Source organism: Pseudomonas arvensis, from assembly GCF_056688935.1.
The window spans coordinates 4,938,011-4,952,894 of record NZ_CP162038.1 but is presented as its reverse complement, the minus strand read 5'-3'; the positions used below and the strand labels follow the sequence as shown (position 1 = coordinate 4,952,894).

At 59.2% G+C, this 14,884-nt stretch carries 14 protein-coding genes and 1 pseudogene; 5 read left to right on the top strand and 10 right to left on the bottom strand.

Features of this window, described 5'->3' with window-relative positions:
* Positions 1 to 123 precede the first annotated feature (123 nt).
* The gene (locus tag AB3G88_RS22450; RefSeq protein WP_099585524.1) at positions 124 to 483 is read left to right on the top strand and encodes a PilZ domain-containing protein; all 360 of its coding nucleotides are present in this window, start codon (positions 124 to 126) and stop codon (positions 481 to 483) included.
* A 63-nt stretch (positions 484 to 546) separates the two neighbouring features.
* Here AB3G88_RS22450 and AB3G88_RS22445 read toward each other — a convergent pair whose 3' ends face one another.
* From AB3G88_RS22445 to AB3G88_RS22420, 6 genes are read right to left on the bottom strand one after another with little or no spacing between them, the layout of a single operon-like run.
* Entirely contained in the window at positions 547 to 1,878 is a 1,332-nt protein-coding gene (locus AB3G88_RS22445) for a DUF58 domain-containing protein (protein ID WP_480451715.1), read from the bottom strand.
* A 7-nt stretch (positions 1,879 to 1,885) separates the two neighbouring features.
* Positions 1,886 to 2,881 (bottom strand): AAA family ATPase, encoded by a 996-nt coding sequence (locus AB3G88_RS22440; protein ID WP_099585522.1) that lies wholly within the window; start codon positions 2,879 to 2,881, stop codon positions 1,886 to 1,888.
* Positions 2,878 to 4,035 carry a DUF4350 domain-containing protein gene (locus AB3G88_RS22435; protein ID WP_480451713.1) on the bottom strand — a complete coding sequence of 386 codons (1,158 nt, stop codon included), beginning with the start codon at positions 4,033 to 4,035 and terminating at the stop codon, positions 2,878 to 2,880. The genes AB3G88_RS22440 and AB3G88_RS22435 overlap by 4 nt, the downstream gene beginning before the upstream one ends.
* Positions 4,032 to 5,552: a DUF4129 domain-containing protein gene (locus tag AB3G88_RS22430; protein ID WP_480451711.1), complete on the bottom strand. Its 1,521-nt coding sequence runs from the start codon at positions 5,550 to 5,552 to the stop codon at positions 4,032 to 4,034. Before AB3G88_RS22430 ends, AB3G88_RS22435 begins: the two co-directional genes overlap by 4 nt.
* The gene (locus AB3G88_RS22425; RefSeq protein WP_480451709.1) at positions 5,539 to 6,519 is read right to left on the bottom strand and encodes a stage II sporulation protein M; all 981 of its coding nucleotides are present in this window, start codon (positions 6,517 to 6,519) and stop codon (positions 5,539 to 5,541) included. The genes AB3G88_RS22430 and AB3G88_RS22425 overlap by 14 nt, the downstream gene beginning before the upstream one ends.
* Positions 6,516 to 7,208 (bottom strand): RDD family protein, encoded by a 693-nt coding sequence (locus tag AB3G88_RS22420; protein ID WP_112196611.1) that lies wholly within the window; start codon positions 7,206 to 7,208, stop codon positions 6,516 to 6,518. The genes AB3G88_RS22425 and AB3G88_RS22420 overlap by 4 nt, the downstream gene beginning before the upstream one ends.
* A 167-nt stretch (positions 7,209 to 7,375) precedes the next feature.
* On the opposite strand from AB3G88_RS22420, the gene sbcB reads away from it, so the two are divergent.
* On the top strand, positions 7,376 to 8,803 hold the full coding sequence (gene sbcB, locus AB3G88_RS22415; RefSeq protein WP_480451707.1) for an exodeoxyribonuclease I: 1,428 nt from the start codon (positions 7,376 to 7,378) through the stop codon (positions 8,801 to 8,803).
* 89 nt (positions 8,804 to 8,892) lie between these two features.
* On the opposite strand, the gene mvaT is transcribed toward sbcB, so the two are convergent.
* Positions 8,893 to 9,267, bottom strand: a complete 375-nt coding sequence (mvaT, locus tag AB3G88_RS22410) for a histone-like nucleoid-structuring protein MvaT (protein ID WP_003175830.1) — start codon at positions 9,265 to 9,267, stop codon at positions 8,893 to 8,895.
* A 347-nt stretch (positions 9,268 to 9,614) separates the two neighbouring features.
* Here mvaT and purU point away from each other — a divergent pair, with 347 nt between their 5' ends.
* Complete coding sequence (gene purU, locus AB3G88_RS22405) at positions 9,615 to 10,463, top strand: formyltetrahydrofolate deformylase (protein WP_015885632.1); 849 nt, start codon at positions 9,615 to 9,617, stop codon at positions 10,461 to 10,463.
* An 86-nt stretch (positions 10,464 to 10,549) separates the two neighbouring features.
* Positions 10,550 to 10,720: a hypothetical protein gene (locus AB3G88_RS22400; RefSeq protein WP_177411569.1), complete on the top strand. Its 171-nt coding sequence runs from the start codon at positions 10,550 to 10,552 to the stop codon at positions 10,718 to 10,720.
* Between the two features lie 6 nt (positions 10,721 to 10,726).
* On the opposite strand, the gene AB3G88_RS22395 is transcribed toward AB3G88_RS22400, so the two are convergent.
* A complete protein-coding gene (locus AB3G88_RS22395) occupies positions 10,727 to 11,491 on the bottom strand; it encodes a methyl-accepting chemotaxis protein (protein ID WP_371926552.1) in 765 nt (254 codons plus the stop codon).
* A gap of 93 nt (positions 11,492 to 11,584) precedes the next feature.
* A pseudogene (locus AB3G88_RS22390) lies at positions 11,585 to 12,616 on the bottom strand (HAMP domain-containing protein); the annotation flags it as partial.
* A 189-nt stretch (positions 12,617 to 12,805) separates the two neighbouring features.
* Between AB3G88_RS22390 and AB3G88_RS22385 the strand changes: the two are divergent.
* A complete protein-coding gene (locus tag AB3G88_RS22385; protein WP_099585631.1) occupies positions 12,806 to 14,284 on the top strand; it encodes a helicase HerA-like domain-containing protein in 1,479 nt (492 codons plus the stop codon).
* 4 nt (positions 14,285 to 14,288) lie between these two features.
* Here AB3G88_RS22385 and AB3G88_RS22380 read toward each other — a convergent pair whose 3' ends face one another.
* Positions 14,289 to 14,744 (bottom strand): DUF721 domain-containing protein, encoded by a 456-nt coding sequence (locus AB3G88_RS22380; RefSeq protein ID WP_099585516.1) that lies wholly within the window; start codon positions 14,742 to 14,744, stop codon positions 14,289 to 14,291.
* Positions 14,745 to 14,884 lie beyond the last annotated feature (140 nt).

Here is a 14,884-nt window from a genome sequence, read left to right as displayed (position 1 = left end):
GGCAGCTGTCTAGTGACAAGGCGTTGTCTTTCGTCACACCGAGATCCAGGGAGAGCGAGCAATTGCGCTCGTTCCGAATTACTGGCACGGCCAGACTCATGGCCACTGGATGGCGATCTCACCATGTTTACCGACCGACGGATCGAGCGGCATCAACTTCCTTATTTCCTGCAGGTGTTTAACCGCGTCACCGACAAGCCCATCGGATATTTGGGTAACCTCTCTGACGACGGGCTGATGTTGATCAGCCAGTTACCCATGATGGTCGACGCAGAGTTCGAGTTGCGCTTGAAAATTCCTGGGGCTGACGACACCTTCCATGCCATTGACCTCACGGCGACCTGCCTGTGGAGTCATGAAGATATCAACCCGCAGCATTACGATTCCGGGTTCAGCGTGCTTCAGGCGCCCGAGGAATATGGGCAGCTCATCAAGGTGCTGTTGCATTACTTCAGCTTCGATCCCTTGGAGGCCTCGGCCTAGAAGCAGCATGCAGTCGACATGTCCGGGGGAATGGTGCTGTCCCCCAGCAATCGTGCGCTTTTTTCAGAAGACTCCAGCTTTTTTCCAGCCCAGGTAGCGTGTTACCAGGGCGGCGCCCATGGCTGATGGCAGCGTATCCAGCACCGACAGGCCGTGTGCGTTCAAACGGTCATGCAATTCGTCCCGCATGTTGAGGTAGTCGACAGTGCCGCTGTAGGCCAAAGCCTCGGGCAACGTCTGTACGGGAGACTGGCGCAGTAGATCGAGGACTTCCTCCCGCATACTCGCCACCAGCACCCGATGTTGACGGCTGATGCGTTTGACGGCGCTGAGTAGTGCTTCATCGTCCTCATCCCGCAGGTTGCTGACCACGATCACCAATGCCCGCCGCTTTTGCCGGGCCAGCAGTTGGCTGGCCGCCGCCTCGTAGTCGGCAGTTCGGCGGGTGGTGTCCAGGTCATAGACTGCATTGAGCAACAGGTTCAACTGACTACTGCCCTTGACCGGCGCCAGGTAGCGTGGGTGGTCGCAAGCGAAGGTGCACAATCCCACCGCATCGCCCTGGCGCAAGGCTACATAACTGAGCAACAGGCAGGCATTGAGGGCGTGGTCGAAGTGTGACAGTTCATCATCCTGGCTGCGTATGCGTCGGCCGCAATCGAGCATGAACACGATCTGCTGGTCGCGCTCGTCCTGATACTCTCGTGCGATGGGAGTACGTTGCCGCGCAGTGGCTTTCCAGTCGATCTGCCGCAGGCTGTCACCCTCACGAAATTCGCGCAGTTGATGAAACTCCAGTCCCAAGCCCCGTCGTTGGCGTTGACGCACCCCCAGTTGGCTCAGCCAGTTATCCACCCCCAGCAGCTGTGCCCCGTACAGTCGGGCAAAATCCGGATAGACGCGGGTGGCATCCTCGACTTCGATAAAGCGCCTGGCGGACCAGAGGCCCAATGGGCTGGGCAGGTGGACTTCGCATCGACTGAACGTGAAATGCCCGCGCCGTAAAGGCCGTAGCCGATAGCCCAGCTCGCTGCGTTCACCGGGGCGTAACTCGATGGACTGGGGCAGGTTTTCCAGGCTCAGCCCGTCGGGAACGTGATCGAACACCTGCACCGTCAACGCTTGTGGAGAGCCATGTTCCAGGACCAGGCGTACGTCGCCCCAGCGTCCCAGCGCCAGGCTGCCGGGCATATGCCGGTGCACGTTCGGTGATGGTCTGCGGCGCAGTCGCAGCGCGTCCAGCAACGCCAAGAGGAACAGCGCCAGGAGCAGACCCCACGCCACCGAGTGCAGGGTGTCGGGCACCTTGAACTGCAAGGCTGCCGCAGTGCCCAGCAGGATGTTCAAGCCCAGCAGCACGCCAAGCCAGACTAATAACAGACGGGTCGGTTTCATGGGCGCTTCATTGCCGGGGTGCCGGAATCTGGTCGAGCAATTGCTTGAGCACCTGGTCGACCTCCAATCCGTCGATGTCCAGTTCTGGTGCAAGGCGTACCCGATGACGCAGTACCGCAAGGGCGCAGCTTTTGATGTCATCCGGCGTGACGAACTCGCCCCCACGTAGCAGTGCGCGGGCGCGGGCGCCGCGTACCAGTGCGATTGACGCTCGTGGGCCGGCGCCGATGGCCAGGCCTGGCCAACTTCGTGTGGCTCGCGCCAGGCGCACGGCATAGTCGAGTACGTGTTCATCCAGGGCCAGTTCACTGGCGATCTGTTGCAGTTGCAACACGTCTTCGGCCTGCAGCACTGTACGCAAAGGTTGCACATCCAGCATGTCGGCCCGTGACGAGCGCGTCACTTCTCGCACCATATCCAGTTCCTGCTGCGCGTCGGGATAGTCCATGCGTACCTTGAGCATGAACCGGTCCAGCTCGGCTTCCGGCAGGGGGTAGGTGCCTTCCTGCTCGATTGGGTTCTGCGTGGCCAGCACCATGAACGGCTGGCCGATGGGCAGGGCTTCACCTTCGAGGGTGACTTGCCGCTCCTGCATGGCTTCGAGCAGGGCCGCCTGGGTCTTGGCTGGGGCCCGGTTGATTTCGTCGGCCAACAAGAGGTGGGTGAACACGGGACCCTTGCGCAGTTTGAACTGCTCGGTATGCAGGTCGTACACGGCATGGCCGGTGACATCGCTGGGCATCAGGTCCGGAGTGAACTGGATCCTCGCGAAGTCCCCGCCAAAGCAACGGGCCAGGGCGCGCACCAGCAAGGTCTTGCCCAGCCCGGGTACACCTTCGAGCAAGACGTGGCCGCCGGCGATCAGTGCGGTCAGTACGTCATCGATCACCTGATCCTGCCCGATCACCGCCTTACGCAGTTCAATACGCAGAGCTTGGGCTTGCTTGCTGGCGCGTTGCAGGGGTTCGCCGGTCGAGGCTGTGGTGCTGGGGAAATCGCTCATAGGGCATTCCTGAGGGTTTGCAGGCATGCCACCTGCCGGCTGAAATCGGCGCTGGAAAGCCGTTTTGCCGGGAGTGGGCCAAGGGCCTGGCTGATGACGTGAGAGGGTTGGCGGGTCAGGTGTTCCAGTACCCGCCATTGTTCTGCTTTGTCGAGATGTTCGAAGCCTGGATGGCGACGTCGGGCCGCACGCAGAATATCGTGCTGCAAAGCCTGCAATAGCGTGCCTTGACCGCTGCGGCGCAGCAGAAAGTCGGCGCTGGCTTTCAAGTGCTCCTGCAATTGCCGGCGCGCCTTGGAGGCTGGGGCCTGGATCGGGCCCTGGCGCATCCAGGCCTGCCAGAGTCCCAGGGCTATCAGTGCAATGAGCGCAACCACTGCCTGGGGGAAGTAACGCAACAACAGGGTGAACAGATCATCCACGTTGCTGTTGGACAGCAAGGTGACGGCAGTGCCCTGGTTCAGATACCACAACAGCCAGGCATTATCGTGTTTGCCGATCTCGGGTGTTTTCCACAGTTCGCTGTCGGTGATTACCGTAACGCGGCCTTGCCCGAGGTCAAGTTGCATCAGGTGGCTCGACCTGGCGCTATTGGCTGAAAATTGTGCGAGGTGCCTGGGGTCGATAAGGTTGAAGTCGGTATCGAAGCTGAAGTAGGCCGGGGCGGTGTCATTGTCGATATAGAGTTTCGTCAGGTCCGGCGCTTTCTTTTTACTGGCGGGTGCGGGCTCTTCGGGTTCGTCACTCAGCACTTGGTGGATATGCAGGCGATCGAGCAACAGGTCGCCGCTTTTGCCGGTCTCTTCATCCCAGAGTGCTTCGGCCACTAACAACAGATGTCCACCGGACTTGGCCCAATCCAGCAACTGTTCGACCTGGCGTGGCGACATGTTGCTGCGTTCTTCCAGTAGCAACAGACTGTTGCCTGCGGCCGGCAGGGTGGCCAGGCGTTCGAGGCTATTGGCATGTTCGACGGGCAAGCCTTGCTGGCGCAGAAAGTGTTCGGCAGCCAGGTAGGGATTGGCCCGGGCTTGCGGAGCGGGCCCGCGGTCCACCACCTCTTCATAGGGGATCGCCTTGCTCCAGGCGTAAAAGCCGCCCGCAGTGATCAGGCATGCCAGCAGCAGTCCTATCCCTAGTAAGCATCGGTTCATTGGGCGCCCCCCGAACTGAACAGCGCACGCCAATCGTTGCATAGTTTTTGCTGGGCCGAGGCGGGTGGGAGTTGATGACCGTAGGCCAGGTTTTGCCAGTGTCGGGTCAACTCATCGCTGAACGCCATCAGTTGTGGTTGCTGTAACAGGTGAACGCGTTCCAACACCTGGCCTTCGGTGTCCGCGCTTTTAAGGGGCAGGTTGAAGTCATGCAGCAAGCGGCTCAGCAGGCCACGATACAACAGGCCAAGGGCTTCCCGGGGTTGGCTCGACCAGAGTTGCTCGGCAGTGCTGGCGATGTCCCTGGGCAGGCTCTCTGTGCCCAGCTCCAGACCGAACAACTGGGCGGGTACTGCTTTGGCGGCTTTGGGTTTCCCTGGCCCGCGCCGGCTGACAAAAGTACGCAGCCATTCTCGATAACGCCATATCAATAGGACCAGGCCGCCGATCAGTACGCTCCACAACAGCACTTCCAGGCCTTGGGCGACATGCTTGAAAGTATTGCCGTTGAAGTTGTCCAGCAGTGCCTGCAGCCACGCCGGAAGTTTGCCGTCACTGTGTGTCTGGTTTTTAACGACGGGCTTTTCTTCGCCAAAGCGATAGCGAGTGACGGTCTCCGGGTTTTTGAAGGGGGGCTGGTCCAGAAGCGACTTGATGGATTGGCTTGCGCTTTCATGGCTCAGTGGTTTGCCTTCCTCTGCCATGGCGTGCGGGCTGTATGGCAGGAATGTCAGCCCGAGCGCCAGCAGTAAAAGCGACGCTACGTTGCTCAGGCGCTGGCGCAGGCGGCGGAATACAAGCTCCAGGTCCCACGCTTCCAGCACGGTGCGGCGATTGAGATAAAGGCTGAAACCACAGGCGACATAAATGGGCTCCCAAAACACCAGTATCAAGGCATAGAACGCGTTGCCCAGATGCTCCAGCCACAAGGCTTCGGAACCCGTAGCCAGCGCCAACCGTTGCCAGTCCCAATCCAGTTCAAGTTGCTGCGGAATGAGTAGGTAGAACAGCGCCATGCAGCCAAACCACAGCCCGATTTCCAGGTGCACCCCGACAGTGGTCAACCAGCGCGCGGCACCGGCGTTACGTTGCAGCAGCACGCCCAGGCGTTGTTGACGCGCCTGGCCGTCGAGGCCTTCGAGCTGACTGACCGGCATCACAAAACTGCGGCTGAGGCTTAGCCTGCGCCAGGTCAGGCTGGCCAGCAGTTGGCTGTTAAGCAGTTTTGGCCATTGGCGCACAGCCTGCTTGAGGCTAGGCGTTTCACCGAACAGGGCTTTGGAGAGAATGAATAAAGGCAAGCGGTCGAACGCCGGTTTGAACCACCAGAACAGGAACATGGCCGTGGATGGGTAGTTCCATAGCAACGCGGTGAGCACGGCAAACACCGGCAGGGTCACCAGCGCCCAGCTCCCCATCAACAGCAGCCGATGCTCCCGGGCCATTGATACGCCAAGGTCCATGGCCTCCCATGCGGTTCGCGGGCGAATCGCCACGCTGGCATCACTCAGGCGCATGGCGAGTCCGTCCGGCAAAGGTCAGGTAAGCAGCCACCAACAGCCAAAGTGCAGTGCCCACAAGGTATTTTATCCAAGGGGCGATTTGGGTGGTGGAAGACCAGTAGGCTTCGATAAAGGCTGCGATCAGCAGGAACACCATGACACCGCACAGCAGCTGCACGCTCTTGCGAGCGGCAAGTCGCAAGGATTCGCTGCGTGTCAGTTGCCCAGGCGCAATCAGCGCCCAGCCCAGTTGCAAGCCTGCGGCGCCAGCGAGGGCGATAGCCGTCAGTTCAAAGGCACCATGGCCGATGACAAATGACCAAAAGGTCTGCCCATAGCCGATTTCGGTCAGGTGCCCGGAAATCGCGCCGATGATCAGCCCGTTGAATATCAGGAAAAACACACTGCCCAAGCCGAACAGCAACCCCGCGGCGAATGTCTGGAAGGCGATGCCGACGTTGTGCATCACGTAGTAGCCAAACATCATCCAGTCTTCGCTTGACGCCCGTTCGGCGGCGCGACCCAGGCGGCTGGCATCGGGGTCATACATGCCCTGCATTTCGGCTACCTGCTGTGGGCTGACAATGCTGTAGATCAGGTCGGGAAACAGGTAGACCAGCAGGGCAATGCCCAGCAGGCTGCCAAAGAACAGCAGGCTGGCAATCAACACGAAGCGCCATTGTTCCCTTACTTGTCGCGGAAAGTCGGCCAGTAGGAAACTCAGTACATTCGCCGCCAATTGGCTGCGGTGGCGATAGAGTTGTTGATGGCCGCGCAATGCCAATTGTTGCAGCGGGTCCACCAGGTAACTGCTGTAACCACGCTCCTGGGCCAGGGCCAAGTGCTGGCATAGACGGCGGTATTGATGAGGAAAGTCGGCGAGGTCACCGGCCTTGGCCTTGCCTTGTTCCAACTGCTTAAGTTGTTCGGCAAAGGCTTGCCATTGGGGCTGGTAACGGCTTTCGAAGAGGCTCTGTTTCATGCTGGCCCCAGCAGGCCACGGGCCACGCCATTGAGTTGCTCCACGGCACGTGCTGGGGATACTTGCAGCGGTGTCGCGAGGATGGAGGCGAGTTCGTGTACCCGCTCGGGGGACAGCTCAGCCTGGCGTTCGGCGAAACCCAGGATCGCCCGCTGCTCACTCAGGTCCAGGGCAAACGGTAGGCGCAGTGCTGCAGCTTGAGGTATCTGGGGGCGTGCCAGGGGCTGCTCGCGATAGACCACCAAGGTGCCGGCGGCCAGGTCGCCAAGGCGTTTGAAGTGAGGGTGCTGCAGGCAACTGATGGCGCCGAGGAAGTAGCCGAACGGAAGCATGTCGACGAACCGCAGCAGGTTGCGGATCAGTGACGCTGACCAGCCTATGGGCGTGCCATCGTCCTGCACTACCCGCAGGCCCATGACCTGTTTGCCCGGTGAACAGCCCTGGTTGAGGACCTCGAACAGCACCATGTACCACCAACTGACCAGGAACAGCAGCAGCGAGCCCAGGCCGATCCCAATATTGCCGAGCAGGGCTAATGGCACCATAAATACGCCCATGATCACTGCGCGTGCGCCGAGGTCGAAGGCAAATGCCAGCACCCGTGGCACCAGGCCGGCGGGGCGCAGTGGCAGGTCGATGCCCTCTGGGGTTTCGATCTGGTAGCGGGTATCCAATGGGGCTGATGGCATCGCGATCCTTGGCAGTGCAGAGCGGCTGGGTGACACGGATGCTAACAGCGTCGGCGATGGAAGCAACCACTCAAGGTTTTGCTGGATGTTTGTACAGTTGATTTGGTGCTGGCCCCGAACCAGGCCCAGCGCCTAGACTTTGTCGATCTTCAGCACAGGAATAGCCCGTGACCACCATTTTCTGGTACGACTATGAAACCACCGGCATCAACCCGCGCAGTGATCGACCGCTCCAGGTAGCGGGGATTCGTACGGATCTCGAACTCAACGAGGTCGGCCCGCCGGTCAACATCTACTGTCAGCCCGGCGACGATATCCTGCCCCATCCCGCCGCGTGCGCGATTACAGGGATCACCCCCGCCATACTGGCCGAAAAGGGCCTGGCCGAGGCTGATTTCATGACCCGCGTACATGCCGAACTGGCAACTCCGGGAACATGCGGTGCCGGCTATAACACATTGCGGTTTGACGATGAAATGACGCGCTACAGCCTGTATCGCAACTTCTTCGACCCTTACGCGCGCGAATGGCAGGGCGGTAACAGTCGTTGGGACTTGATCGATGTGGTTCGCACCGCCTACGCCCTGCGTCCGGAAGGCATCGAGTGGCCGCAGCAGGACGGGCGTGTGACCCTCAAGCTTGAACGTTTGACGGCTGCCAACGGCATCGATCATGGGCAGGCCCACGATGCGTTATCCGACGTGCGCGCCACGATCGCCCTGGCTAGATTGGTGCGCGAGAAGCAGCCCAAGCTGTACGACTGGCTGTTTCAATTACGCAGTAAACAGCGAGTGATGGACCAGGTGCGCCTGTTGCAACCAATGGTGCACATATCAGGGCGGTTTTCCGCCGAGCGTCATTACCTTGGCGTTGTCCTGCCCTTGGCTTGGCATCCGCGCAACCGCAACGCGTTGATTGTCTGCGACCTTGGCCTGGACCCTCAGGGGCTGCTTGACGCTGACGCCGCCACCTTGCGCCAACGCCTGTACACCCGTCGTGATGACCTTGCCGAAGGTGAGTTGCCGGTGCCGCTGAAGCTGGTGCATATCAATCGCTGCCCAGTTGTCGCGCCCTTGAACGTATTGCGGGTCGAAGATCGTGAACGCCTGCAATTGGATATGGACATTTATCAGGCGCGGGCGCTGCGGCTAACTGACGCACAGGAACTGTGGCGCGATAAGTTGGCGGTCATTTATGCCGACGAAGATTTTTCAGGGAATACCGACCCGGAACAGCAGCTTTACGACGGCTTTATTGGCGATCGTGATCGACGCTTATGTGAACAAGTCCGGATGGCAGAGCCCGAGCAATTAGCAAGACAGCAGTGGCCTTTTGATGATCATCGATTGCCGGAATTATTATTTCGCTACCGAGCGCGTAACTTCCCCGATACGCTGAACAGCGAGGAGCTACAACGCTGGAAACTTTTCTGTCAGCAACGTTTGTCCTGCCCTGAATTTGGCGCACCCAATACCCTTGAGGCATTTAATCAGGCGCGGCAGGAGTTGGCTGTTAGTGCGACGCCGTTGCAGCAGCAGGTGCTGGTGCAGTGGCAGGAATATGCCGATGCTTTAGCGGCCCGTGTGAATCTGTAATTAGGTTGTGCAGAATTGACGGCCAATAAAAAACGCCAGCAAGCTGGCGTTTTTAATGTGTTGCGTATCAGGCGCAGGCCTGGCAAAGCTTAGCCCAGCAGGGTAGCCCAGCCTTCAACCACGTCACCGCCCCACTTGGCTTTCCACTCTTTCAGCGTTTTGTGGTTGCCACCTTTGGTTTCAATCACTTCGCCGTTGTGCGGGTTTTTGTATTGTTTGACCTTGCGAGCACGCTTGGTACCGGTAGTTTTCACGGCGCCACGAGGTGCTTTAACTTTCGACTCTGGATCCAGCAGCGCGATGATGTCACGCAGGGATTTGGAGTATTCACCCATGAGGGTGCGCAGTTTGCCTTCGAATTCCAGCTCGGTTTTCAGCTTGTCGTCTTGGGACAGGTTCTTCAAACGGGCTTGCAGCTCTTTGATAGCTTCTTCGGTGGCACGGTATTCGTTGATCAGAGACATGTGGACTACCTTATGTAGAACGCTGATTGACAGGGACAGTGGCCCAATAATAGTCAGGCAGTTTCCCCAAGTAAACATTTAGGTCGCATTTATGTGAATTACTTTGAATGTTTTTAGCACACCTAATGCAATCGAGTTAATTATCACGGTGTAAACCTAAAGATAATATTGCTGACATCAGGGAACAGCCTTGGGGGGACAGTAAATTCATAGTAGCGGTGGTAATCCTTGGGTTGGCGAGGCGGAGGTCGCGGGCAGGTGAACAGAATAAGCGCTAACGAATACTGCAGTTTTCCTGCGTAATCGCTAGAATGGCGGCCTTTGCGAAGTTCTGGAGTTTCCCCCTAATGCGCACTTTTCGGCTGGTGATTGCTTGCCCGGACCGGGTCGGCATCGTTGCCAAAGTCAGTAATTTTCTGGCCTCCCACAACGGTTGGATCACCGAGGCGAGCCATCACTCGGACAATCTCAGCGGTTGGTTCTTCATGCGTCATGAAATCCGTGCCGACACGCTGCCCTTTGGCCTTGAGGCTTTTCGCGAGGCCTTTGCGCCAATCGCCGAAGAGTTTTCGATGACCTGGCATATCACCGACACCGAGCAGAAGAAGCGCGTGGTGTTGATGGCCAGTCGCGAATCCCACTGCCTGGCCGACTTGCTGCACCGCTGGCACAGTGATGAGCTGGACTGCGAGATCGCGTGTGTAATCTCCAACCATGACGACCTGCGCAGCATGGTCGAGTGGCACGGGATCCCGTACTACCACGTGCCGGTTAACCCACAGGACAAGGAGCCGGCGTTCGCCGAGGTTTCTCGCCTGGTCAAGCAGCATGAGGCTGATGTTGTGGTGCTGGCGCGCTACATGCAGATCCTGCCGCCGGAACTGTGCCGCGAATACGCCGGCAAGGTGATCAACATTCACCACAGCTTCCTGCCGTCATTTGTGGGGGCCAAGCCATACCACCAGGCGTCCCTGCGTGGCGTGAAGTTGATTGGCGCAACCTGCCATTACGTCACCGAAGAGCTGGACGCCGGTCCGATCATCGAGCAGGACGTAGTGCGCGTCAGCCATAGCGACAGCATTGAGGACATGGTGCGCTTCGGCCGCGATGTCGAGAAAATGGTGCTGGCCCGTGGCCTGCGTTACCACCTGGAAGACCGCGTGCTGGTACACGGCAACAAGACTGTCGTGTTCTGATCAAGGCGTTCTGATTGAAGAATGAAGGGCCTGGGCTTTAAATCGCTGCAGGCCCTTTTTCTTTGTGTGCCATTGAGGATTGACCGATGAGTGACCCACTGGACAAAGCCACCTCCAAAGCACCTGCGACATTGGGTGAAGGGTGCTTGAGCCGGTACGATCCGGATGACCTGGACAGTGAAGACGGCACCGAATTTCCGGGTGCCGCCGAGCTGTGGGAGCGTGAGCAGGCCAAACCGGATCCCGCTGCTGAATAAAGCAGATCAGATCCGGAAGCTGCCCACCAATTGTTTCAACCGTGCCGCCTGCTGTTCCAGGTCGGTGCACGCGCGCAGGGTGGAGTGCAGGTTTTCCACGCCTTCCTGATTGAGGGTGTTGATCTCGGTGATGTCCATGTTGATTGACTCCACCACCGAGGTCTGTTCCTCCGTGGCAGTCGCCACCGACTGGTTCATGCCGTCGATCTCGCCAATGCGTTGAGTCACGCTGTTGAGGCGCTCACCCGCCAGGTTGGCAATCTCTACGCTGTCATGGCTGTGGCGCTGGCTGTCGCTCATGGTGCTGACCGACTCCCGCGCGCCGACTTGCAGTTCCTCGATCATCTTTTGTACTTGTTGCGCCGATTCCTGGGTGCGGTGCGCCAGGTTGCGCACTTCGTCAGCGACGACCGCAAACCCGCGTCCGGCTTCGCCGGCACGGGCCGCTTCGATGGCAGCGTTCAACGCCAGCAGGTTGGTTTGCTGGGAAATGCTGGTGATCACTTCGAGAATCTGGCCGATGTTCACGGTCTTGCTGTTAAGCGCTTCGATATTGCTGCTGGAGGCGCTGATCATTGCAGACAACTGAGTCATCGCCTTGATATTGCGCTCAACCACCTGTTGACCGTCTTCGGCCAAGTGCCGTGCATCGCTGGCCTGGTTGGAGGCCTGCGCGGCGTTGCGTGCGATTTCCTGGGCGGCGGCGCCCAGCTCGTTGATGGCGGCAGCTACGCTGTTGGTGCGGTTGGCCTGTTCGTCGGAGTTGACCATCGACGAGTTGGACGCGCTGACCACCCGCAGTGCCACTTCATTCACGTGCTCGGTGGCCGAGGACACTTCGCGAATGGACGTGTGAATCCGCTCTACGAAGCGGTTGAACGCATTGCCCAGAATGCCGAATTCATCGTGGTTCTGGATGGTCAGGCGGCGCGTCAGGTCACCTTCGCCGTCGGCGATGTCCTGCATGGCACGGGTCATCACATGCAGTGGTTGCAACAAGACACGAATCAGCATGCCCAGCAAGGCAATGATGATCACCACGGCAATGATCGTGGCGATCACCGCCGAGGTGCGGAATTCGCTGAGCATGGCGTAGGATTTATCTTTATCCACCGAAATACCCAAGTACCAGTTCACCGACGGCAGGCCTTTGATCGGTGTGAAGGTCACGATGTTGTCCTTGCCGTTGGCTTCGACTTCACTGAAGTCGCCACTGATCTTCGGCGTATGTTTTGGATACACATCGGCCAGGGTTTTCATCACCAGGTTTTTGTCCGGGTGTACCAGCACTTTGCCGTCGGCGCTGACCAGGAACGCATAGCCCATGCCGCCGAAGTTCAGCGCGCCAATGTTATCCACCAGGGTTTGCAGGCTCAGGTCACCGCCCACCACGCCAATGCTCTGGCCGCCTTTGGCGCTGGGGGTGGCGAGGGAAATGATCAATTGCCCGGTAGCGGCATCAATGTACGGCTCGGTCAGGGTCGAGCCGTTGCTGTTCTGGGCGCCCTTGTACCAGGGGCGAACCCGTGGGTCGAAGCCGTCCGGCATCTTGGTGTCGGGGCGAATGGTGAAAGCCCCTTTGCTGTCACCCACGTAGGTCGCCATGAAGGAGGATGTCAGGCTTTTCTGTTCCAGCAGGCTGGCAACGGTCGAAGGCTCAGGGTTGATGGCGATGTTTTGTGCGGCGTTTTCCACCAGCGCAATGCGCCCGGTCAGCCAGGTCTGAATGTTGCTGGCGGTGACATCGCCCATTTCGTGAAGGTAATTGTTGAGGTCGTCACGGATAGCGTTACGTTGTAGGTAGTCGTTGTAGAGGGTGAACAGGGCAAAGGCCGCGATGACGATAAGGGAGGCTGCAAGCAGGATCTTGTGGCTGAAGCGCAGATTTTTATTCATAGCTTGAAGGGTCCGCTAAGGTCTTAATATCCGAAGCGCGTCCTTGTGGAACACGCGAAAGGGTGCGTAAAAAAAGTTTGATATTTCCGTTGGTCCCTGTAGGAACTATCTGAGCGATTTTTAGACTTTATGGGTCTCACATCTTTCTTATCGACCTGGCGACACTAAAGCTTAACCATGGGTGACGAAATGCCTGATTCCACGCAACTCCTAATCGGTGCCGGTCTTGATGGCCAGCCCATTGCCCAGGCCATGCGCCTGGCCAACCGCCACGGGCTGATCGCCGGCGCCACGGGCACCGGCAAGACCGTCACGTTGCAACGCCTGGCTGAAGCCTTCAGTGATGCGGGCGTGGCGGTATTTGCGGCGGACATCAAAGGTGACCTCTGTGGCCTGGGTGCCGCTGCCAATCCACAAGGCAAGGTGGCCGAGCGTATTGCCGGGATGCCTTTCCTTAATTACACGGCCAAGGCGTATCCCGTTACGTTGTGGGATATCCACGGGCAGTCCGGTCATCCGTTGCGCACTACCATCAGTGAAATGGGGCCGTTGTTGCTGGGCAGTCTGCTGGAACTGACTGACAGCCAGCAGTCGGCCTTGTACGCAGCGTTCAAGGTTGCGGATCGCGAAGGCCTGTTGCTGCTGGACCTCAAGGACCTCAAGGCACTGCTCAACCATCTACGCTATCACCCGGAACTGCTCGGTGAAGACGCGGCGCTGATGACCACCGGTTCCAGCCAGGCGCTGTTGCGGCGCCTGGCTGTCTTGGAACAGCAGGGGGCGGAGGCGCTGTTTGGCGAGCCGGCCCTGCAGCTTGAAGACATCTTGCAGCCCACGGCTGACGGGCGTGGGCGCATCCACTTGCTGGACGCCAGCCGCCTGGTGCATGAGGCGCCGAAGGTGTATGCGACCTTCCTGCTGTGGCTGTTGGCGGAGTTGTTCGAGCAGTTGCCGGAGCGCGGCGACGCGGATAAACCACTGCTGGCGCTGTTCTTCGACGAGGCACATTTATTGTTTGCCGACACGCCCAAGGCATTGCAAGAGCGCCTGGAGCAAGTGGTGCGGCTGATTCGTTCCAAAGGCGTGGGTGTGTATTTCGTCACTCAATCGCCGGGCGACCTGCCGGACACTGTGCTGGCGCAACTTGGTTTACGGGTGCAGCACGGCCTGCGGGCGTTCACCACGAAAGAGCAGAAATCCCTCAGGGCGGTAGCGGACGGTTTCCGGCCCAACCCGACATTCGATGCCTTGTCAGTGTTGACCGAGCTGGGTACGGGTGAGGCGTTGGTGGGTACGTTGCAGGAAAAAGGCACGCCGGAAGTCGTCCAGCGCGTACTGGTCGCGCCACCGCAATCGCGGATCGGGCCGCTCAGCACGGCGGAGCGCGCCGCACTGGTGGCGAGTTCGCCGTTGCAGGGCCGCTATGACAAGCCGATTGATCGGGAGTCTGCCTATGAAGTGCTGATGGCGCGTAAGGAACTGGGTACCACGGAAGAGGCCAGTCAGCCCGCCGAGGAGCCCAGCTTCACGGACAAGGCGGGTGCGTTCCTCGGAACCGCCGCAGGCAAGGCGCTGAAATCAGCCATGCAGCAGGCAGCCAATCAGATGGGGCGCCAATTGGTACGGGGTTTGTTGGGGTCTTTGCTGGGCGGCAGCAAGCGCAAATAGCGCTTCAGGCCTTGGGCTTGCCATGGGCGGCCAGGCGCTCAAGCGCGGCGCGCAAGCCTGGATCGCTGATGCCGTCGGCCGTGGCCTGAATAGTCTCGGCCGCATTTTCCGACAGGTCCATAGTATGGCCGGCTGCCCCTTGCTGCACGGTCGGTGGTTGCACCTTGAACTGAATGCGGGTCAGGCTGGCGAACTCATCGAATGCCATCAATTGACGCTGCAGACGTTTTTGCTGATAGCGCAACCGGGTGGCCCAATGACCGTCGGTGACAATTAACAGCAAATTACCCTCACGCCACGACGCTACATGGCAGTGCTCGCGGGCGGCGGGTTGCAGTTGGCTTTCGAGCAGGCGTTGCAGGTGGCCCAAGCGTTGCGCATGGCCAAAGATGGCTTTCAACGGCTTGGCTTCGCGAAGCAACACGCTGGGTGCGCGGGCTGTAAGAGGGCGAAATGCCATGATTGGACACCTTAAGTAACAGAGCGGCCATCTTAGCAGAATGCGTCTGCGCGGCCCCGGACAATGCATTGCCGGGGGGTTTCCCATGAAATCAATCGGCTCCATGGGTTGAAGTTCGCGCAAAAGCCCTTATTTTAAAC

Bases quoted from the DNA above. Each gene is read 5' to 3' on its own strand.
- AB3G88_RS22450 (WP_099585524.1), top strand. From the start codon at position 124: ATGTTTACCGACCGACGGATCGAGCGGCATCAACTTCCTTATTTCCTG.
- AB3G88_RS22445 (WP_480451715.1), bottom strand. From the start codon at position 1,878: ATGAAACCGACCCGTCTGTTATTAGTCTGGCTTGGCGTGCTGCTGGGC.
- AB3G88_RS22440 (WP_099585522.1), bottom strand. From the start codon at position 2,881: ATGAGCGATTTCCCCAGCACCACAGCCTCGACCGGCGAACCCCTGCAA.
- AB3G88_RS22435 (WP_480451713.1), bottom strand. From the start codon at position 4,035: ATGAACCGATGCTTACTAGGGATAGGACTGCTGCTGGCATGCCTGATC.
- AB3G88_RS22430 (WP_480451711.1), bottom strand. From the start codon at position 5,552: ATGCGCCTGAGTGATGCCAGCGTGGCGATTCGCCCGCGAACCGCATGG.
- AB3G88_RS22425 (WP_480451709.1), bottom strand. From the start codon at position 6,519: ATGAAACAGAGCCTCTTCGAAAGCCGTTACCAGCCCCAATGGCAAGCC.
- AB3G88_RS22420 (WP_112196611.1), bottom strand. From the start codon at position 7,208: ATGCCATCAGCCCCATTGGATACCCGCTACCAGATCGAAACCCCAGAG.
- mvaT (WP_003175830.1), bottom strand. From the start codon at position 9,267: ATGTCTCTGATCAACGAATACCGTGCCACCGAAGAAGCTATCAAAGAG.
- purU (WP_015885632.1), top strand. From the start codon at position 9,615: ATGCGCACTTTTCGGCTGGTGATTGCTTGCCCGGACCGGGTCGGCATC.
- AB3G88_RS22400 (WP_177411569.1), top strand. From the start codon at position 10,550: ATGAGTGACCCACTGGACAAAGCCACCTCCAAAGCACCTGCGACATTG.
- AB3G88_RS22395 (WP_371926552.1), bottom strand. From the start codon at position 11,491: ATGGTCAACTCCGACGAACAGGCCAACCGCACCAACAGCGTAGCTGCC.
- AB3G88_RS22385 (WP_099585631.1), top strand. From the start codon at position 12,806: ATGCCTGATTCCACGCAACTCCTAATCGGTGCCGGTCTTGATGGCCAG.
- AB3G88_RS22380 (WP_099585516.1), bottom strand. From the start codon at position 14,744: ATGGCATTTCGCCCTCTTACAGCCCGCGCACCCAGCGTGTTGCTTCGC.